This is a genomic window from Gemmatimonas sp., from assembly GCF_046594945.1.
Classification (GTDB): Bacteria; Gemmatimonadota; Gemmatimonadetes; order Gemmatimonadales; family Gemmatimonadaceae; genus Gemmatimonas.
In genome coordinates, this window is the sequence record NZ_JBKJRB010000150.1 from 1 (window position 1) to 20,364 (window position 20,364).

General features: G+C 63.3%; 18 protein-coding genes and 1 pseudogene. 1 reads left to right on the forward strand and 18 read right to left on the reverse strand.

What is annotated here, in order from left to right:
- Positions 1-353: hypothetical protein (locus ACLL97_RS17735; protein ID WP_411281813.1), on the forward strand; the 353-nt coding region annotated here is incomplete at its 5' end.
- A gap of 244 nt (positions 354-597) precedes the next feature.
- On the opposite strand, the gene ACLL97_RS17740 is transcribed toward ACLL97_RS17735, so the two are convergent.
- The 18 genes and pseudogenes from ACLL97_RS17740 to ACLL97_RS17825 all read right to left on the reverse strand — a co-directional run.
- Positions 598-1,950 (reverse strand): hypothetical protein, encoded by a 1,353-nt coding sequence (locus ACLL97_RS17740; protein WP_411281814.1) that lies wholly within the window; start codon positions 1,948-1,950, stop codon positions 598-600.
- Positions 1,951-1,960: 10 nt separating this feature from the next.
- Positions 1,961-2,701, reverse strand: a complete 741-nt coding sequence (locus ACLL97_RS17745) for a hypothetical protein (protein ID WP_411281815.1) — start codon at positions 2,699-2,701, stop codon at positions 1,961-1,963.
- Positions 2,702-2,955: 254 nt separating this feature from the next.
- Positions 2,956-6,282 carry a preprotein translocase subunit SecA gene (gene secA / locus ACLL97_RS17750; RefSeq protein WP_411281816.1) on the reverse strand — a complete coding sequence of 1,109 codons (3,327 nt, stop codon included), beginning with the start codon at positions 6,280-6,282 and terminating at the stop codon, positions 2,956-2,958.
- 48 nt (positions 6,283-6,330) lie between these two features.
- Positions 6,331-6,969 carry a nicotinate (nicotinamide) nucleotide adenylyltransferase gene (gene nadD / locus ACLL97_RS17755; protein WP_411281817.1) on the reverse strand — a complete coding sequence of 213 codons (639 nt, stop codon included), beginning with the start codon at positions 6,967-6,969 and terminating at the stop codon, positions 6,331-6,333.
- A gap of 19 nt (positions 6,970-6,988) precedes the next feature.
- Entirely contained in the window at positions 6,989-7,837 is an 849-nt protein-coding gene (locus ACLL97_RS17760; protein WP_411281818.1) for an outer membrane protein assembly factor BamD, read from the reverse strand.
- A gap of 58 nt (positions 7,838-7,895) precedes the next feature.
- Positions 7,896-9,254: a nucleotide sugar dehydrogenase gene (locus ACLL97_RS17765; protein WP_411281819.1), complete on the reverse strand. Its 1,359-nt coding sequence runs from the start codon at positions 9,252-9,254 to the stop codon at positions 7,896-7,898.
- A 10-nt stretch (positions 9,255-9,264) separates the two neighbouring features.
- Positions 9,265-10,377 carry a DegT/DnrJ/EryC1/StrS family aminotransferase gene (locus ACLL97_RS17770; RefSeq protein ID WP_411281820.1) on the reverse strand — a complete coding sequence of 371 codons (1,113 nt, stop codon included), beginning with the start codon at positions 10,375-10,377 and terminating at the stop codon, positions 9,265-9,267.
- Between the two features lie 11 nt (positions 10,378-10,388).
- Positions 10,389-11,450 (reverse strand): Gfo/Idh/MocA family protein, encoded by a 1,062-nt coding sequence (locus tag ACLL97_RS17775; RefSeq protein ID WP_411281821.1) that lies wholly within the window; start codon positions 11,448-11,450, stop codon positions 10,389-10,391.
- Positions 11,447-12,100 carry a DapH/DapD/GlmU-related protein gene (locus ACLL97_RS17780; RefSeq protein ID WP_411281822.1) on the reverse strand — a complete coding sequence of 218 codons (654 nt, stop codon included), beginning with the start codon at positions 12,098-12,100 and terminating at the stop codon, positions 11,447-11,449. The genes ACLL97_RS17775 and ACLL97_RS17780 overlap by 4 nt, the downstream gene beginning before the upstream one ends.
- Before the next feature lie 11 nt (positions 12,101-12,111).
- A complete protein-coding gene (carB, locus tag ACLL97_RS17785) occupies positions 12,112-15,390 on the reverse strand; it encodes a carbamoyl-phosphate synthase large subunit (RefSeq protein ID WP_411281823.1) in 3,279 nt (1,092 codons plus the stop codon).
- Positions 15,374-16,351: a GDP-mannose 4,6-dehydratase gene (locus ACLL97_RS17790; RefSeq protein ID WP_411281824.1), complete on the reverse strand. Its 978-nt coding sequence runs from the start codon at positions 16,349-16,351 to the stop codon at positions 15,374-15,376. The genes carB and ACLL97_RS17790 overlap by 17 nt, the downstream gene beginning before the upstream one ends.
- A 7-nt stretch (positions 16,352-16,358) precedes the next feature.
- Positions 16,359-17,324, reverse strand: coding sequence for a GDP-mannose 4,6-dehydratase (gene gmd, locus ACLL97_RS17795; RefSeq protein ID WP_411281825.1), 966 nt, complete (start codon positions 17,322-17,324; stop codon positions 16,359-16,361).
- A 113-nt stretch (positions 17,325-17,437) separates the two neighbouring features.
- Positions 17,438-17,659 (reverse strand): 50S ribosomal protein L28, encoded by a 222-nt coding sequence (gene rpmB / locus ACLL97_RS17800; protein WP_171224249.1) that lies wholly within the window; start codon positions 17,657-17,659, stop codon positions 17,438-17,440.
- An 11-nt stretch (positions 17,660-17,670) separates the two neighbouring features.
- Positions 17,671-18,027, reverse strand: coding sequence for a 50S ribosomal protein L17 (gene rplQ, locus ACLL97_RS17805; RefSeq protein WP_171224248.1), 357 nt, complete (start codon positions 18,025-18,027; stop codon positions 17,671-17,673).
- Between the two features lie 5 nt (positions 18,028-18,032).
- The gene (locus tag ACLL97_RS17810; protein WP_171224247.1) at positions 18,033-19,106 is read right to left on the reverse strand and encodes a DNA-directed RNA polymerase subunit alpha; all 1,074 of its coding nucleotides are present in this window, start codon (positions 19,104-19,106) and stop codon (positions 18,033-18,035) included.
- A gap of 156 nt (positions 19,107-19,262) precedes the next feature.
- On the reverse strand, positions 19,263-19,898 hold the full coding sequence (gene rpsD, locus ACLL97_RS17815) for a 30S ribosomal protein S4 (protein ID WP_411281826.1): 636 nt from the start codon (positions 19,896-19,898) through the stop codon (positions 19,263-19,265).
- 3 nt (positions 19,899-19,901) lie between these two features.
- The gene (rpsK, locus tag ACLL97_RS17820) at positions 19,902-20,279 is read right to left on the reverse strand and encodes a 30S ribosomal protein S11 (RefSeq protein WP_171224245.1); all 378 of its coding nucleotides are present in this window, start codon (positions 20,277-20,279) and stop codon (positions 19,902-19,904) included.
- A 3-nt stretch (positions 20,280-20,282) separates the two neighbouring features.
- Positions 20,283-20,364, reverse strand: a pseudogene (locus tag ACLL97_RS17825) (30S ribosomal protein S13); the annotation flags it as partial.

Genomic DNA, 20,364 nt, shown 5'->3' on the forward strand with positions numbered 1-20,364 from the left:
AACAGATTGCATATCTCGCTGCAGCCCTGAAGAAGCCGCAGGTCACTGATACCGTTCTGCACATCCATCGATCTCGAACTTCGATTGTCAAACAGCGATCCTACTTCCCTGCTATCATGTCGCAACCGCTTGCGGCTGCTTCAGTTACCATGTTTTGCTTCGCCGCGTTCTCTGCGGCAGATCGTATTAATAAACCGCAGAGCGGGGCTCGTCAAGGCGTCCGGTTGAGCTTTTTACGAGTTCGAGGCGCATTCGTGATCATCACGAAATCTGCTCGGCTCGCCACCCAGTCGGACCCAGCGCACCCAATCAACGACCGCGCCTGCCGTGCTTCGCACCGATATCCCTGCTAGGCTTTGCCCGAGAGAATCTGGCCCGCTGAAGCAACGACACACCAGCCGTGGCCGGTAAACGAACGCCCCACACCGCCATACACCAAAGTGCCATGGTCGAGTCAGCTACGTTCCACTGACGCGGCGGGTCGGGGATATAAACCATTTGGAAGACGGGTGTCAACCGACACCGGACGAATTGTGCGACAAAGCAAGAAAAAGGCGGGCAATCACTTGGATTGCCCGCCCGTCCTACCCTCTTCCATCAGGTACCGCCGCTGCCGCGAGGCTTCGCCGTTCGACCCGTGCCGCCACCGCCGGAGCCGCTGCTACCCGCGCCGCTACCCGCGCCGCTACCCGTGCTGCTACCCGCGCCGCTGCCAGCACCGGTGGCACCGCTGCCGCTGCCCGACGAACTGCTGCCACCGATCGACGTCGGTGTCGGCGAATTCGAGCCACCGGAGGATGCGCGCGTGTAGCCACTGCCTCGGACCGCCCTCCCTGCATTGGACGGCGTGGACGGGTCGGGTTGCCCACGAGTCACAATGATGATGGGTGTGTTGCCCGGATAGAAACCATTACCAAAACCGTACGGGCTGTACAGGCCGCCGTACCCGTAGCGTAGGCTATAGGCGTCGAACGGACTCAACCCATATTGCCAACCCAATCCCCAGGCGCCCATGCCACCCGGCCCGTAGCAGAAGTCGTCGAGGCGGCGGCATCCGCCGCGAGCGCGCGAGCTGGCGAATCCACCTGTTATCAGGTCGCCCGCCATCGGTCGGTTGCGATCTGCAGCGGGCGTCCGCACGGCGAACGTTTCAGGGTTCGAGATCGCGATCATGAGGTCGATCACGCGCGACGGCATCCCGCCATCAGCCAATCGTACGAGGTCCCTCCCATTCACCGAAAACGGCTGCCGGGTTTCTGTCAGCCAGGCTTCGGTGAGCGCCGCCGGTGCTCGCTTTGCCACTTCCAGAACGTCTTGGTTCAAAAGCGGCGCGCCCACCGCGAGACGCAGCGAAGGGGTCGACGGCAGGGCACTCGCGCCAAGGCGTGCCCATTCGCCGAGCGAATCTACGACGTATCGGAGGGTCATCACCGAGGTCGCCGAATTGCCGCCGACATCCAGATGCTGCACCTGCATCCACTCGCCCGACGCCGACATCGTCATCAGTCCAGTCTCCAAGCGCCTCGCGCCGCGACCGCATGCGAGATCGGCTTGCATGAGAAGTCGACGCTCGTCGGGCATCCACGTGGCCGTCTCGGTGCCAGTACAACCATCGACCGACTTCGCGACGCGCGTCCCCGGAAGCGGGACCGCGGCGCGGGTAGACACGTTGGCACTGTCAAATACCACGAGGTCGACGCTTCCGTTGATTGTCGTCGAGGGCACGACACAGGCCATCGAAGGCGGCTTCGGCGTCTCTCCTATCCCGGCCCCGGTTGACTGCGCTGACGGTGTCCAGCAGCCCATCCACGGCTGAAAGCGAGGGTCGACGGCAGTAGCCGTCGATGGGGTCGTTGACGACTGCGCGGACATCGACCCGGCGCAGATCAGCGACGCGATCGCCGTGAAGCGGGCCGCGCGTAACGCATCGACTATTCCTATCGAGATCATGAGGTCATCCTCAGAAGCGGAAGAGAAAGCCGGCGGTCAGACCGACACCGGACAGGTCGATCGGCGAGAAGTCGCGGAAGTCGGAACTGAGTGCGCCACGCGCATGCTCGTATCGCAATTCTGCGTTCAGGCCAACGTGCGTCGTCAACGAATACGTCGTCCCGACGGAACCGAAGGCCATCGCGGATACATCGGAGGAGCGGAGCGTGGTGCTGAACACGTCGCGCGTCTGGTAGTCGACGAAATCGCCGTCTTGCTTGAACAAGTAGTACATCATGCCGCCGCCCGCCGCGACATACGGAGAGAGTTTGCTGGGCACCCACGCCAACTTGCTCACCGTCCGGCCTTCGGGCCGTAGATGCAGCTTCAAGCCTGCGGTGATCGGAATGCGCCGGAACGTGGTGCGCTGTTCGATAGGCAAATTGTCGGTGTCGACGAAGTCGCGATCCTCGGATCGCGTCACGCGCGTGCTGAGGCCCGTGCCGAGCAGTACATCGACGCGGGAATGCACGCGGATTGCGAGGTCGGACGCGAGTGACACGCCAGCGAAATCACCGCGGTTCACGGTTAACCGCTCGGTGACAAATGAGAACACATCACTGGAGGCACTTGGTCGGGCGAAGCCGCCTCGAATAGAAAGCGTGGCGTGGGGCGGCGCGAACAGAAACCCGTCGCCACCGCGGGATTGCGCGGATAGTGGCAACACTGGACCGATCACGGCCATTAGGCCGCAGATGAACCTCAGACGCATTGGAGGCGCTCTCGGGAGGAGGATAACATAATATACCACCGATCCTGATTGCCGGTTCCACAAGCCCCGTTGCCGGTCACGCTGGCCCACGATGGCCCAGGTGGGCCTACCCGACGCGACTCGTGTCTGTCTCCGCTCCGTCGCGCCGGGCCGGGCCCGCTCGTGGGTTGACCACAATGCGGCGCCACCGTCATCCGCCTGTCAGCGGCTGCGTCAGGATGGCCCGCCCCGGCGCGGATCGGAGCTCGAAGCGGCTAGAGGTTCACGCCGTGGCACTTCTTGAATTTCTTCCCGGAGCCGCACGGACAGGCATTGTTCCGAGGCGTCGACTCCCAGCCGGGAGGCAGAGCGCCTCCCCCGACTCCGAGGGATCGCACCGGTCCGGCTCCCACCACGGCCGGTGTGCCGCGCGCGATCCGACGTGCCGGTTCTGCGGCGCCGTCCTGGTCGGACTCTTCCACACCGGCATCACGCCCCTCATCGATGGCATCGACGAGGTCGAGCTCTTCAGTCGGAATATCTTCGAGAATGCCCAAGGCATTGAACCGCTTGGTGGGACGACTGCCCTGAAGCGGGAACTCGCCCATCGGCGGTGCGGACTCGAAGCTCTCCATCGGCGCCGGTTCGAAGACGAGTTGCGCCTTGAGAAAGCGTTCGGTGAAGGTGTTCGCCAGATCGTGCATGAGCTCTTCGAACATCGTATACGCATCCTGCTTGTACTCGACTAGGGGATCCTTTTGCCCCCACGACCGATAGTGAATGGAGGCGCGCAGCTGGTCGAGATCGTACAGGTGATCCTTCCACTTCTCGTCGATCACGTTGAGCGTGACAAGGGAGAGCAACCGATCGGCGAACCCCTGCCCACTCTCGTCCGTGACGGCATTCAGGCTCTCGAGTTTCTGATCGAACGCCGCACGCCCGGCCTCGACCGCAAGGGCTTGTGCTTCCTCAACAGATACCGGACGCGCGCCGTCGGCGAAGGTCGGCACCTGCAGCATGTAGTGCATCAGGAGATCCTGCTGCACGTACTCAACGTCCCAGTCTTCCTGTTTGTCGAATGTGGCGAGTGCCTGCCCGACGCGGCGCTGCACGCCGCGATCGATCATCTTGAGCGCCTCGCCCTTCAGTTCCTCGCCACCTTCGAGCGCGAACGCGCGCAGCGAGTAGATCACTTCGCGCTGCTGATTCATCACATCGTCGTACTCGAGCAGCCGCTTGCGCGACTGGAAATTCTGCAGCTCGACGCGCTTCTGCGCTTGCTCGATGGAGCGCGTGATGAGCGGATGCGTGAGCACCTCACCATCCTGCGCCCCCATGCGATCCATCAGTTTCGCGATCCGGTCGGATCCGAAGAGACGCATCAGATCATCTTCGAGCGACAGGAAGAACTGCGACGCGCCCGGGTCGCCCTGCCGACCGGAGCGACCACGCAACTGGCGATCGATTCGGCGCGATTCGTGGCGTTCGGACCCGATGATATGCAGGCCGCCAATTTCAGAGATCTCGATCGCCTTGCCGTCGGGATCGGTGACCGTTGACGGTTTGGCTACGGTGATACCGGCACCGAGTTTGATGTCCGTACCGCGGCCTGCCATGTTCGTCGCGATCGTAATGGCGCCCGGCTGACCGGCACCCGCCACGATCTCGGCTTCACGCTGGTGATACTTGGCGTTCAGCACGTTGTGCTTGAGACCGGCGCGCGCGAACAGTCGTGCCAGCGTTTCGGAGGCTTCGACGCTCGCCGTGCCAACGAGCACCGGATAGCCGAGTTCGTGCAATCGCTTGGTTTCGTCGACGATGGCGTTGTACTTCTCGCGACGCGTCTTGAACACGTAATCCTGACGGTCATCACGTGTAATCGGACGGTTCGTGGGAATGACCGACACCGAGAGGCCGTAAATTTCGTGGAACTCGTTCTCTTCCGTTTCCGCCGTGCCGGTCATGCCGGCCAGCTTTTCGTACATGCGGAAGTAGTTCTGGATCGTGATGGTAGCGAGCGTCTGCGTCTCGCCTTTCACTTGCACGCGCTCTTTGGCTTCCACGGCCTGGTGCAGCCCTTCGCTCCAGCGACGCCCGGGCATCGTGCGGCCGGTGAATTCGTCGACGATGAGTACCTGCCCTTCCTGCACGACGTAGTTCACGTCGCGCTCGTACAAGGCGTGCGCGCGCAGCAGCTGATGAATGATATTGAGCCGCTCACTCTTGAGCGCATACTCGCGCTCGATGGCATTGCGCTGCTCGAGCCGTTCGGTCGCGGAGATCTCGTGATCGCGATCGAGTTTGCCGATCATGAGCGAAATGTCGGGGAGCACGAACTGATCGTGCGCGTCCGGCGAGAGGTAGTCGAGCCCCTGTTCCGTGAGGTGCACGGTGTGCCCCTTCTCGTCGAGCACATACAGCAGATCGTCTTCGATCTCGCGATACGTTCGCTTGCTCATCGGGAGTTTCTTGTCCGAGATGATGTCAAGCTCCATGCGCTGCACGAGCTGCTTGACACCGGACTCCTGGAGCGCCTTCACCAGTCGTTTGTTCTTCGGACCACCCAGTTGCGCCTTGTACAGCTTGAGCGCCGCGTCCTGTTCGTCTTTCGATTCGAAGGCGCGCTCGCCTTCGCCGACCAGTGTATTCACGAGTTCGGACTGGCGGCGTACGAGGCGCTCTACCGCCGTGTTGAATTCGGCGTATCGGCCATCGCTCTCATTGCCTACCGGGCCCGAGATGATGAGCGGCGTGCGCGCTTCGTCGATGAGAATCGAGTCGACTTCGTCGATGATCGCGAAAATGTGCGTGCGTTGCACCCGCTGTTCGAGCGACACGACCATGTTGTCGCGCAGGTAGTCGAATCCGAACTCGTTGTTGGTGCCGTATGCGATGTCGCAGCCGTAAACGGCACGTCGCTCAAAGGTTCCCGGTTCCGTGTCGTCGAGACAACCGACCGAAAGGCCGAGCCATCGATACAGATGGCCCATCCACTGGGAGTCGCGCCGCGCGAGATAGTTGTTCACCGTGACGAGGTGCGCGCCACGACCGGGCAGTGCATTGAGATACATCGGGAGCGTCGCGACCAGCGTCTTGCCTTCGCCCGTCGCCATTTCTGCGATGCGGCCGAGGTGCAGCTGGATCCCGCCAATCAGCTGGACGTCGTACGGGACCATGTCCCACGTGAGCTCGTTCCCGGTGACCAGGACGGCGGTGCCTTTAAGTCGCCGGCACGCCTCGCGCACGGTCGCGAATGCCTCGGGAAGCAGCTCGTCGAGCACGTCGGCGATGGCGGTGCGAAGATCGCCCTCCTCACCGCCACGCCCGTCGGCGCCCTGGAGCTCGAGATCAATACGCTCACGCTCGGCTGGATCGGCGCTGTCGTGCTTGGCGGCCTTGCGCTCCGCAATACGGCTCTCGATGGGACCGATGCGTTCGGCAAGAATGCTGCGGAACTTGGCGGTCTGCCCCTGAATCTCGCTATCGGAGAGCGCGGCGAGGCGCGCTTCGATCTCATGGATCTCGGAGAGCACCGGCTGCACCCGCTTCCGTTCACGTTCGTGACGCGTGCCGAACACGCGTCCAATCAAGCCCTTCAGCATACGAACCTCATGGCAAGGGCGCCGCGACGACGAAGTCCCCGTACGCCATCAGGCGCGCGTTGGGCCCTCCGCCGTCGACGACTCCCGGGAGTTCTCGAGATACAATCGGGTGGTCGCTATGTACGTCTGCACGGCGTCAGAAACGAAACCCCGAATGGAGCGCCCGTCCCGTACCCGTGCCCTGATTTCGGTTGATGACACGTCGACGCGTCGCGTCGCCAGCCGCCGTGCGGTCGCTGCTCCGAAGCTGTCCAGCGGGACGGTGTGCGCGGCGACATCGTGACTACGGTCGGCGCGGTGCAGTATCACCAGCTGCACCATCGACAACAACCGAGTCACGTTGCGCCAACGCGGTAACGTGGAGACCACGTCATCGCCTACCAGCAGGTACAGCGTCGCCGACGGCCAGCGTCGGTGCAGCGACTGCACGGTGTCAACCATGAAAGATAACCCGCCCCGTTCGATTTCGATGGGGTCAACCTCAATGCGCGGGATCCCGCCAAAGCAGGCCTGCACCATCGCGAGCCGGTGCGCGGCGGCCGTCTGATCCCCGCCCTTGAGCGGCTGTTGGGCCGCCGGGACGATCAGCAGTCGATCGAGCGCGAGCTCATCGAGAGCATCCTGAGCCACCAGGAGGTGGCCGACATGCGGCGGATCAAAACTTCCGCCAAGGATGCCGAGGCGCATCGAGGTCAATCCGTGCGGGTCATCCGCGACGTTCCGGACCCGGGCGTGCGTACGCGATCGGCGACAACACGGCCGGTGGTGGCGTCTTCACGGCCGTGGCCGAATCAGCCGGTGCCGCTCCACAGGCCGCCTTGACCAACGGATCCCCTGGGTACGCCCGCCACATCGCGGTACACGTCTCGGCGGCGTCTTCCTTCCAGCGGATTTTCGTATATAGCTCATGTAACCGAAGCCACGAGAGGCGGGCCGCCTTCGTGCTCGGGTAGGTGGTGACGACATCCTTGAAGTAAATGATCGCCGGGTCGACGGACCGACGAACACGGACATAATGGACGCCGGTGTCGTAGTCCTTCTGCGCCATCCACTCTTCGATCTGGACGATGCGCTTCTTGGCGTCGTCCGTTTCTTTGCTCTCCGGATACGACGAGAGGAGGGCCCGGAGAATCGAGATGGCCTTCTGGCCGTTCTCGGGATCGAGGGACGGTCGCCGCCAGAGGCTTTGATAGCTGCGCCCGACACCAAGCATGGCGGTCGGCGCGAGTGTGTCGTCGGGAAAGCCGTCGGTGATACGCTCGAAGGCCTGCGCGGCGAGCAAATACTCCTTCTGTCGCTCATGTGACAGCGCCAGATAGAAATAGGCCGGCGCCAATAGCGGATCACGCGCCGACAAGTCACTGGTAAGCCGTTCGAAGCCGATCTTCGCGTTGTCCCACTTCTGCCGCTGGAACTCCAGCAGGGAGGCACGGAAGAGCGCTTCAGGATTCGCGTAATCGCGAGGTTGGAAGCCACGGGAACAGCCCGCTAATGCTGCGGCTACACCGAGCAGTATCAGCAGGCGGAATTCAACGCGAGACAGTCGGTGACTCATGCGGACTCTGGTACCCGATGCGCCGACTGCGGATCCGTTCCGCCTGCGGGAGCCCGGTTCATGATGTTGCGCCCACGGTCCGACGGCCGGACGCCAGTGGGATGATGCGTGCGCGCCCGGCCTTGAGGCCAGCCGTGACGTTTCGCGTGTCGACCAGCAACGCGGCGTGGTCGACGACGCGCTGGTAATCGACATGCTTGTGATCAGTGACGACGACAACCGCGTCGGCCCAACGCAACATCTCATCACTGAGTTCGACGCCCTTGCGGCTGTGCCCGTCCTCGCGGAATTCGGGCACGAACGGATCGTGGAACTCCACGTGCGCGCCCCGGCCCTCGAGCAGGCGGATCACGTCGAGGGCCGGGCTTTCGCGCACGTCGTCGATATCACGCTTGTAGGCGACCCCGAGAACCAGTACGCGACTGCCGCGAACCGCCTTCCGTACTTCGTTGAGCGCGTCGGCCACTTTTTGGACGACCCACTCCGGCATGTGCGAATTAATTTCGCTGGCGAGGTCGATGAAGCGCGTCTTGTAGTTGAGCGTGCGCATCTTCCAGGCGAGATAGTGCGGGTCGAGGGGAATGCAGTGGCCCCCGATGCCGGGGCCCGGCGTGAACTTCATGAACCCGAACGGCTTGGTGGCGGCGGCGTTGATGACTTCCCAGACGTCCACGCCCAGTTTGTCACACACAATCGCGATTTCGTTCACCAAGCCAATGTTCACGGCGCGGAAGGTGTTCTCGAGCAGCTTCACCAGCTCGGCCGCTTCCGGCGACGACACCGGCACCACCACGTCGATACAGCTGGCGTAGAGCGCGCTGGCCACCTCGACACAGGCCGGCGTGACCCCGCCGACCACCTTGGGGGTGTTCTTGGTCTGGTAGGTCGGGTTGCCCGGATCGACGCGCTCGGGGCTGAACGCCACGAACACATCCTGGCCGACCGTGAGGCCCATGGCTTCGAGTCGCGGTTGCAGGAGTTCACGTGTCGTGCCCGGATAGGTGGTGCTTTCCAGCACGACACACATGCCGGGATGCGCTTGCCGCGCGATCGCGTCGGCGGCGGCCAACACAAACGCCATGTCCGGATCGCGCGTCTTGGAGAGCGGCGTGGGCACGGCGACGGAAATGGCGTCGCACTCGCCGATTCGTGCCTCGACGGCGGTGGCCAAGAAGCGGCCCGCCGCGACCGCCTCCTGCACCACCTGATTCGGGATGTCCTGGATGTGCGACTGTCCGGCCATCAACAGGTCGATCACGCGCTGGCTGACGTCGTAGCCGATCACGCGAAAGCCGGCGTGCACGAACTCCATCGCGAGCGGCAACCCGACGTATCCCAGACCGATCACGCCAATGACGGCGGTACGGTCCTCGATTTTCGCGAGTAGGTGGTCCTTCATCGAAGGGGAATCGACCATGTCGTACGCCTCAGCGTCCAAAGAAGGCTCGCACTGCCTCGATCACTTCATCGAGTTGTGCAGTGGTAAGCTCGGGGAAAACAGGCAGCGACAGCACTTCGAGCGCCGCTCGTTCCGACTCGGGGCACTGCCCGTGCCGGTAACCGAGATACGCGAAGCACGGCTGCAGATGAAGCGGTAGCGGATAGTATACAGAGCAGCCGATACCGCGATCCTTGAGGTGCGCCTGTAGCGCATCGCGATTGGGCACCCGGATCGTGTACTGATTGTAAATCGAGGTGTTGGCGGGATCGATGAACGGCGTGACGACGTCTGCGAGATGCGCAAACGCCGCGTCATAGTACGCGGCATTCCGTCGGCGGGCCGCGCTCCACGATTCGAGATGCGGCAGCTTCGCCCGCAAGACGGCCGCCTGCAGCGCATCGAGGCGGCTGTTGTAGCCGACGATCTCATGGTAATACGTTTTTCGACCACCGTGGACGCGCAGCATCATCAACGAGTCGAAGAGCGCCTCGTCTTGGGTGACCATCATACCGCCGTCGCCGTACCCGCCGAGATTCTTTGACGGGAAGAAACTGTACGTGCCGATCGTCGCGGCCTCCCCGGCCATGACCGTGACGCCGTTCACGACGCGGCTGGCGCCGATCGACTGGGCCGCATCTTCGATGACCGGGCGTCCTTGGGCCGCGTCGTTGACCTGCTCGATCGCCGCCATCTGACCGAATAGATCGACGGCAATCACGGCTTTTGTCTTCGCACTGACGGCCGCGCGGATGCCGTCCGGCGCCACGTTGAACGTGCGCGGATCGATGTCGACGAACACCGGGCGCGCCCCGACATTGTGTACCGCGCCGGCGGTCGCGAAGAACGTGAACGGCGTGGTGACCACCTCGTCGCCGGGTCCGACGCCCAGTGCGCGCAACGCGAGCAGGAGCGCGTCTGTGCCGTTGGCGCAGCCCACCGCGTACTTGACGTGGGAAAGTCCTGCCACACTGCACTCGAGCTGCGCAACGGGATCGCCGAGGATGAACGCCTGCTGATCGACCACGTCCATCACCGCGGCAACGACTTCATCGCGTATAGTGGCGTGCTGCGCCTTCAGATCGAGAAGAGGAACGGCCATGACTGATGAGTTCAGATGTTGACGCGAAGCGGCAGGGGCACGTCGCGGCCAGTCTTCGCCGATTCGTAGATTCCCAGAATGAGTTCGAGCGACTTCCGACCGGCACGACCATCCGTATCGGGGAGCGCGTCACCACGCAGCACCGACTCGACATTGCGGTAGTACCCCTCATGCCCGAAACCGTACACGCTTGGCGGATTGGTGTTCGCCTGCTCGACGAGCTTGTCGTCGTCATCGTACTCGGCGAAGGTCCAATGTTCGACCTTGTTGACCGCCGACCCGCCGATTTTCACGCTCCCCAACTCGCCGAGGATCGTAATCGACCCTTCGAGATTCTTGGGAAAGGTGAGCATCGTGACTTCGATGACGCCGATGGCGCCCGAGCGGAACTTCAGCAGGGCGGCGCCGCTGTCCTCCGCCTCGATGCGCCGTGCCATCGTCGCGGTTTTGGCCATGACGCTTTCGACCGGGCCAACCAGCCATTGCATGAGATCGACATAGTGCGACGCCTGGTTCATGAACGCGCCACCGTCGAACTCCCACGTTCCGCGCCAGGGCGCCTGATCGTAATAGTCCTGCGGGCGCGTCCACCGCACCGTGCAATTCGCCATGTAGATCCGTCCGAAACGACCGCGATCGATCGCGCGCTTCAGCAGCACGATCGGCGGATTGAGTCGGTTTTGCTTGACCACGAACAAATGGACGTGGTGGTCGTCGCACGCCTGCACGAGCGCGTCGGCGGCGGCGAGCGAAATCGCCATCGGCTTCTCGGAGATCACGTGCCGGCCGGTCTTCGCGGCCAGAATGCCGTGCTGCGGATGCAATCCGGAAGGCGTCGCGATGATCACCGCATCGCTGGGGACATCAGCCAGCATCTGCTCGTAACTCGTGAACCATGGCACATCGTACTGCGTGCCAGCGAGCTGCGCGCGTTCGGCCACGATGTCGCAGACCGCCACGAGTTGCAGACCCGGCAACTTCGCGAGCGCCTCGAAGTGGTTCTTGCTGATCCGCCCGCACCCCAAGAGCGCGACGCGAATACGCTGTCCTGCGGGCATGACGGTTTGCGTCATACGGCTTCCTCACGGCGAACCACCACGTCGCCAGCTCGTTCGTATCGCACGTCGCTGCCGGGGCAGCGAAGCACTTCATGCTGTCCGTCGGCACCGGACAGGCTCAGCGACTCCAGCTTGTGGCCGTCTTCCGACATCCAGCCGATACGCCGCCCCGGCACGCCGGCCACGAGCGCGTAGTCGGGAACGTCGCGATTGATGACGGCACCGGCGCCGACGAAGGCAAACCGCCCGATCGTGACACCACAGATAATCGTGGCGTTTGCCCCGATGGTCGCCCCGCGGCGCACCAGCGTGCGACGATACTCGTGCTTCCGCGACACGGCGCTGCGCGGATTATATACGTTGGTAAACACCATAGACGGACCGCAGAACACGTCGGCCTCGAGCTCCACTCCTTCGTACAACGACACATTGTTCTGGATCTTCGCGTTGTCACCGACCACAACCCCATTCATCACGACCACGTTTTGCCCGAGCGAACAGTGTGCACCGAGTGTCGCGCCGCCCAGCACGTGACAGAAATGCCAGACGTACGTTCCCGCACCGATAACCGCACCGGCATCGACATACGCCGACTCGTGCACGAGCGCGCCGTCACCGAGCACGACGCCCAGCGCGACATTCCCCTGCCCGGCGGATGCGACCATGCCGGGAATGCTCACGCGGCACCGACGGCGGCCGCGCTGGCGGCCGCATGGGCGGCGAGCGATGCCGCCAGAATCACGTGCCACTCCTGCAACGAACGCACCCCGGGCTCGCGCGACTGTCGCGCCGCGATCGCCTCGGCGGCGGCGCTGGCGGCCGACAGGGTGGTGGTGTACGGCACACGGTTACTGATCGCCGCCTGACGCAGGCGCTCGTCGTCCACCTGCGCGTGTTTCCCGAGCGGCGTATTCACGAGCAGATGAATCTCCCCGTTCAAGATCATGTCGACGCCGTGCGGACGTCCCTCGCTGACCTTGAGTACCGACTGCACCGGGATGTTTCGCTCACGCAGGTACGCGGCGGTACCGCTGGTCGCGTAGAGCGCAAACCCAAGTTCGTGGAACCGCGTCGCCAACGTGGCGGCGCTCGGTTTGTCAGCATCGTTCACGGTGATGAACACGGCGCCCGTGCGAGGCAGCGCATTGTCGGCCGCGAGCTGTGACTTCATGAACGCCGTACCGAAGTCCTCGTCGATGCCCATGACTTCGCCGGTGGAGCGCATCTCGGGACCGAGCACCGGATCAAACTCGCGGAACTTGTTAAACGGGAAGACGGCTTCTTTCACACTGAAGAAGGGCGGAACGATCTCCGCCGTAAAGCCGACGTCGGCCAGGGTCTCACCGAGCATCAGTCGCGCGGCCACCGAGGCTAGCGAAACGCCGATGGCCTTCGACACGAACGGCACGGTGCGCGAGGCCCGCGGGTTGACTTCAATCACGTAGACCACGCCGTCCTTGTACGCGTACTGCACGTTGATCAGGCCGACCACACCAAGCTTCTTGGCGAAGGCGACGGTGTGTGCGCGCATCTGGTCGGCGGCAGCCTGCGGAATCAAGTACGGCGGCAATACACAGGCGGAGTCACCCGAGTGGATACCCGCACTCTCGATGTGCTCCATCACGGATCCGATGACCACGTTCGTGCCATCGGAGAGTGCATCGACGTCGGCCTCGAATGCATCCTCAAGGAACTTGTCGACGAGCACCGGGCGGTCTTCGCTCACACGCGCGGCGCGCTCAAAGTAGTCACGCAACGATGCGGCGTCGTGCACGATCTCCATCGCGCGTCCGCCGAGCACGTACGACGGGCGCACCAGCACTGGATACTCGATGCGGTCGGCGATCTCCACGGCTTCATCGACGCTGGTCGCCGTTCCATTGGCCGGCTGGGCGATGCCGAGTTCCCGCACGAGGGCTTCGAACCGTCGACGATCCTCAGCGATATCGATGGCATCGGGCGACGTGCCCAAAATGCGAACGCCGGCCGCCTCGAGCGGCCGCGTGAGCTTGAGCGGCGTCTGGCCGCCGAGCTGCACGATGACGCCAAGCGGGTTCTCGCGATGGACGATTTCGAGCACGTCTTCAAGTGTGAGTGGCTCGAAGTACAGCTTGTCGGCAATGTCGAAGTCGGTGGAGACGGTTTCGGGGTTCGAGTTGATCATGATGGTCTCATAGCCCCGCTCGCGCAGCGCCAGCACGGCGCGCACACAGCAGTAGTCGAACTCGACACCCTGACCGATCCGATTCGGACCGGACCCAAGGATGATGACCTTCTGCCGTCCTTCCGTGGCGGCTTCGCTTTCCTCGTCGTAGCAGCCATACAGGTACGGCGTGGTGGAGGGAAACTCGCCGGCACAGGTGTCGATCATCTTGTACGACGGCCGCACGCCAAGTGACCAGCGCAACGCGCGGGCCTCGTGTTCGGTGAGGCCGCGCAGTGCGCCGAGCTGACGATCGGAGAAACCGAGGCGCTTCATGCGACGCATGCTGTCGGCGTTGATGGACGCCTCGTGCTGGTACTCCGCCTCGGCGACGATGAGCTCCTGCAACTGATCGAGGAACCACGGATCGATTCCGGTGATGTCGTGCAATTCCGCGGTACCCATGCCCAGAAGCATGGCACGCTTGAGCTGATAGATGCGCTCCGGCGTGGGGCGACGCAGTGCGCCACGCAACTCTTCCTTCGAGCCTTCGACGAGACGGTCATCGACGAGACGTTCACCGACCGTCCAGCCACTGCGGCCGGTTTCGAGCGCCCGCAACGCCTTCTGGAACGCTTCCTTGAACGTGCGACCGATCGCCATCGACTCACCGACGGACTTCATCGTTGTCGTGAGGCCCGGATCGGACGACGTGAACTTCTCGAAGGCGAAGCGCGGGCACTTCACGACCACGTAGTCGAGCACTGGCTCGAAACTGGCCGGCGTTGTCTTGGTGATGTCGTTCGGCACTTCGTCGAGCGTGTAGCCGACGGCGAGCTTCGCGCCGATGCGTGCAATCGGAAAGCCAGTCGCCTTGGAGGCGAGGGCCGACGAGCGGGACACGCGCGGGTTCATCTCAATGACGATCAACTCGCCATCTTTCGGATTTACGGCGAACTGGATGTTGCAGCCACCGGCCTCGACCCCCACCTCGCGGATGATGGCCACCGCTGCATCGCGCATTTCCTGATACTCGCGATCGGAGAGCGTCATCGAGGGCGCCACGGTGATCGAGTCACCGGTGTGCACGCCCATCGGGTCGAGATTCTCGATCGAGCAGACGATCACGACGTTGTCGGCGCAATCGCGCATCACTTCGAGCTCGTATTCCTTCCAGCCGATCAGTGAGCGCTCGACGAGCACGGAGCCCACCGGCGACAAGTCGAGGCCGCGACGCACCATCGTCTCGAACTCCTCGCGGTTATACGCGATACCGCCACCGGTGCCGCCGAGGGTGAAAGACGGACGAATGATCGCCGGGAATCCCGTCTCCTCGACGCCGGCCATCGCCTCTTCGAGCGTGGTGATGGTACGGCCGTCCGGAGACTTGAGTCCGATCTTCGTCATAGCGTCGGCGAAGAGCTTACGATCTTCCGCGACCCGAATCGCGCGCGCGTCGGCACCGATGAGTTCGCAGCCGTACTTTTCGAGCACGCCGCTGTCGTAGAGCGCGAGCGCGACGTTGAGTGCCGTCTGACCGCCCATCGTGGGCAGCACGGCGTCGGGACGTTCCTTGGCGATCACTTTCTCGACGAACTCTGGCGTGACCGGCTCGATATACGTGCGGTCGGCGAACTCCGGGTCGGTCATGATCGTGGCCGGATTGGAATTCACGAGGATGACCTCGTACCCCTCTTCACGCAGGGCCTTGGTGGCCTGCGTTCCGGAGTAATCAAATTCAGCAGCCTGCCCGATCACGATCGGTCCAGAGCCGATTACGAGAATCCGGTGCAGGTCAGAGCGTCGCGGCATGGAGGAGATCGTCGATGATGTCGTCAAGAGCGCGCGTGGCGGACCATCCGGTGGCGCGCTGCAATTTGTGCGAATCCCCGATCAGTATGGGGACGTCAACCGGGCGCACCAGCGACGGATCTTCGACGGGCGTCGCCTGCACGTGGGCACGCGCCAGAACCCGTTCAAGAATCTGTTGCACCGACCATCCGGTGCCGCTGGCCACGTTGTACGCCTCGCCAGGCGTACCCCGTCGGCAGAGCGAAATATATGCAGCAACGACGTCACGAACATGGAGGAAGTCGCGTATCGGCGAGCGATTGCCAACCGGCATGGTCGTTCCCGGCGGGGCACCACGAAGTTCAACGGCACGCTGCACCAGGGCCGGCAGCAGAAATCGCGTCGGCTGACCGCGTCCGCTGTGGTTAAAGCTCCGCGCGACGACCACTTTCAGTCCGGTCGCCCGCCAGCACTGCAGCGCCAGAAGCTCCTGCGCGGCCTTGGTGGCGGCGTAGACCGTTCGCGGTGCCTGCACGGAGCTTTCAGTGAGCGGAAACGCGTGTGTTTCGTGTCGCCCGTACTGCTCGGCGCTACCAACGATGAGCACCGTGGGGTCGATCGCGCCGGTCTCGCGGGCGCGGCCAATCGCCTGGAGCAGGCGTGCGGTCGCGGTGACGTTGACATCCCACGCGAGGGCCGGATCGGCGGTAGCGGTGGGAACGTGTGAGATCGCCGCCAGGTGGATTACCGTGTCGGGCCGCGCCGTGTCCACGACGTGCGCGACGTAGCCGTCGGCTCTGAGATCGCCGTACAGCCAGGTGGTGGTGTCGCTGACGCTCGTGGACCGCGTGGCCGCCGTCGTGGGGACGGCGGTCGGTGCATCGGTGGCGAGCGCGAACAGCTCACTCCCGATGTCCCGCAATGCTTCAAGCAAGTACGACCCGACGAAGCCGGCAGCTCCGGTCACCAGCACGCGCTTCACGGGCGGATCACCGCGGTCGTTCGTACCGCGCGAGATCGGCGGCAACCATCATGCGCACTAGCTCGGCAAATGGGACCGTTGGTGTCCATCCGAGCTTCTGCTCGGCTTTAGACGGATCGGCCACCAGCAGATCGACCTCAGCCGGCCGGAAGAACTTCTCGTCCTGTCTGACGTAGTCACGATAATCGAGATCGACGGCGCCGAAGGCGGCGATGCAGAACTCTCGCACGGAGTACGTCTCGCCGGTGCCGATTACGAAATCATCTGGTTCGTCGAGCTGCAGCATGCGCCACATCGCGTCGACGTAGTCGCCGGCGAAGCCCCAGTCGCGTCGGGCCTCAAGATTGCCGAGCCGCAGTTCGTGCTGGAGGCCGAGTTTGATACGGGCAACGGCATCGGTGATCTTCCGGGTGACGAATTCGAGGCCTCGGCGGGGCGACTCGTGATTGAAGAGGATTCCGGACACCGCGAAGAGATTGAAGCTTTCGCGGTAGTTCACGGTGATCCAATGCCCGTACACCTTGGCAACGCCATACGGCGACCGCGGATAGAACGGGGTGGATTCCCGCTGCGGTGTCTCGATCACCTTGCCGAATTGTTCGCTGGAACTAGCCTGATAGAAGCGCGATTTCGGCGCCGCCTTCCGCATAGCTTCGAGCATGCGCGTAACTCCGAGGGCGGTGAATTCGCCGGTGAGCACGGGCTGGGTCCACGACGTCTGTACAAAACTTTGCGCGGCGAGGTTGTAGATCTCGTGGGGCTGGGTTTCGTGCACGACGTCAGTGAGCGACGTCTGATCGAGGAGATCGGCCGAGACGAGTTCGACGCGATCGACGAGATGAGCGATGCGCTCGTAGGGGGTCGTGGACGAACGACGGACGACGCCGACGACGCGATAGCCCTTGGCGAGCAGGAGTTCGGCGAGGTAGGAGCCGTCCTGTCCGGTAATCCCGGTGATCAGTGCAGTCTTCAACAGAGTACTCAGTCGAAAGTCAGGAGTCGTGAGTGGCGACAGCGGGTGGCACATGTACAAAGCGGGGAGCCCGGCAACTGCGAGCTCCCCGCTGAGACATTACCGTTCGCGTATTACGCGACGGCAACCTGACCGCGCGGCGCGCGGGTGATCTTGCCAGCGGCGATGCACCGCGTGCAGGCTTTGACCTTGATAACCTTCCCTTCGCTGAGGGTGCGCACCACTTGGAGATTGGGTCTCCACGTCCGGCGCGTCTTATTGTTTGCGTGCGAGACGCTGTTTCCAAAGGCAACGCCCTTGTCGCATACGTAGCAGCGGTGTCTATCGATAGCCATGTCCGATTTCCTCAGCTCTGGACTAATTCGATCCGCGCCATCTCTGCACCGTCACCCTTGCGGTGGCCGGTTTTGAGGATGCGCGTATAACCGCCCGGTCGCGTGGCGAACATGGGGCCGATTTCCTGGAACAGCTTGTCGGCCGCCTCACGCTTGTGGACGTGCTTCCCAGCCAAGCGGCGCGCGTGCAGCGTGCCGGTCCGGGCCTTCGTGATCAGCTTCTCGACGAAGGGGCGGAGTTCTTTCGCCTTCGCCTCAGTCGTTTCGATCGCACCCTGCTCAATGAGCGAGGTTGCGAGGTTGCGAAGCAGCGCCAAGCGCTGCTCACTCGTCCGCCGAAGTTGGCGGTTTGCCTTGCGATGGCGCATGGGAATTACTCCTCGTCGTCTTCGTCGTCGGGCGCGTTCTCGGCCGCGCGGCTGGGCGGGGTGCCCATATCGAGGATGCGCACACCGTCTGTGCTTTCCTCGTATCGCATGCCGAAATTGAGCCCTTCCTTCTCGAGCAGCGCGGCGATTTCCTGCAGAGACTTCTTGCCGAAGTTCTTGACCTGAAGGATTTGCGCCTCGGTCTGGCGAACCAGATCGCCGAGCGAGCGGATGTTTGAGTTCTTGAGTGAATTGACCGAGCGAACCGAGAGTTCGAGATCGTCGATCGGAGTGCGGAACAATTCGGCCAGGCGGAGCGCGTCGCTATTGGAGCCGTCGCCACCCGCGCCGGGCTGTGCAGAGGCCGACGACCCGAAGCCCACGAAGTACTGGAAGTGGGTTTGGGCCAGAGCTGCAGCGTAGCTCACCGCTTCCTCGGGCGACATCGTGCCGTTGGTTTCCACGGTCAGCGTGAGACGGTCGTAGTCGGTACGCTGTCCAACGCGCGTCTCAGAGACGGCGAAGTTGACGCGACGCACCGGGCTATAGATGGCATCGATACGCACCACGTCGACGGAGAGATTCTTGTCGGCGGGATGCTGATCGCTCTCGATGTACCCGCGACCCTTGTTCACGTAGAGTTCGACGTTGAAGTCGCGCTCGTCGGTGATGGTGAAGAGGTGGTGCGTCGGATCGATGACCCGGGCGCCACCGCTAACCTGGATGTCGGCGGCCGTGACGGTGCCGGGTCCCGACTTGGCGATGCGGAGCACGGTCTGCTCGACATCATCGGGAAGCGCCAGCGTGAGCGTTTTGAGATTACCGATGATCTGGTGCACGTCTTCCACGACGCCGCCGATGGTCTGGTGCTCATGCACCACACCGTCGATACGGAACGCCCACACCGCGGAGCCACGGAGCGACGACAGGAGCAGTCGGCGCATCGCATTGCCCAGCGTGTGTCCGAAGCCGCGTTCGAGCGGCTGCAGACGGAATTCGGCCAGATTGGGCGTGTCCTCGCGCTTGGTCGCTTCGACAAGCTGCGGACGAACCAGCCCTGAGAGATCGATCGTTGCCATGGAGTTCGAAAATTTTGAAGTGGTCACACCGGCGCTGTACGCCAGTGACGCGCTACCCCGCCCCGAACGCGCGGTAGCCCCGTAGAGGGGTTCGGGCCCCGACCGCTGGAAGAGGCGCGCTGCCCGAGCCGCGACTTCCCAGCTGTGTACCAGGAATTACTTGGAGTACAGTTCGACGACGAGCTGTTCCTGCGCTGCCAACGGAATCGACTGACGCTGTGGCTTTTCGAGCACGCGACCGCTGAACGACTCCTTGTCGACGGCGATCCACGATAGCGAGGCACCGCGCGCGGCCTGCTCCATGGCCGACATCACGAGCACGAGCTCACGCGACGACTGCTTGACCCGCACTTCTTCGCCCGGACGCACCTGGTAGGACGGGATGTCCAGCAGGCGACCCTTCACCTCGATGTGACGGTGACGGATGAGCTGACGCGCCGCCTTACGACTCGGCGCGAAGCCCATGCGATACACGACGTTGTCGAGGCGCGTTTCGAGCGCCGCCAACAGGTTGTGACCGGTGATGCCGGGCGTCGACGCGACCCGATCGAACGTATTGCGGAACTGCTTCTCGCTGATGCCGTAGATGCGCTTGATCTTCTGCTTCTCGCGCAGCTGCTTGGCGAATTCGGAAATCTTTTTACGACGCGCCGTGGCCTGACCGTGTTGACCGGGGGCGTACGGACGACGCTCGACGGGACACTTTTCGGTGAAGCACTTGGTGCCCTTCAGAAAGAGCTTGGCGCCCTCACGACGGCACTGACGGCAGCTGGGACCAGTATAGCGGGCCATGTCTTAGACCCTCCGACGCTTGGGGGGACGGCAGCCGTTGTGCGGAATCGGGGTGACGTCACGAATGGACTTCACCTGGAGGCCGGCCGCGGCGAGCGCCTGAATGGCGGACTCACGACCACTGCCCGGACCCTGCACGCGCACGTGCACGCGGCGTACGCCGAGCGTGAGCGCTTCGCGCGCGCACTGCTCGGACGCCACCGTGGCGGCAAACGGCGTGGATTTCTTCGATCCCTTGAAGCCCGCCTTGCCGGCGGAGCCCCACGACACCGTGTTGCCATGCATATCGGTGATCGTGATGGTCGTGTTGTTGAACGTGGCGCTGACGTGGGCAATACCTTCGGCCTCGACGACGCGCTTGGTTTTCTTGGCGGTAGCCATGGCTTACTTGGTCACCTTCTTCTTGCCCGCGATAGCGCGGCGCGGCCCCTTCTTGGTGCGCGCGTTCGTGTGCGTGCGCTGCCCG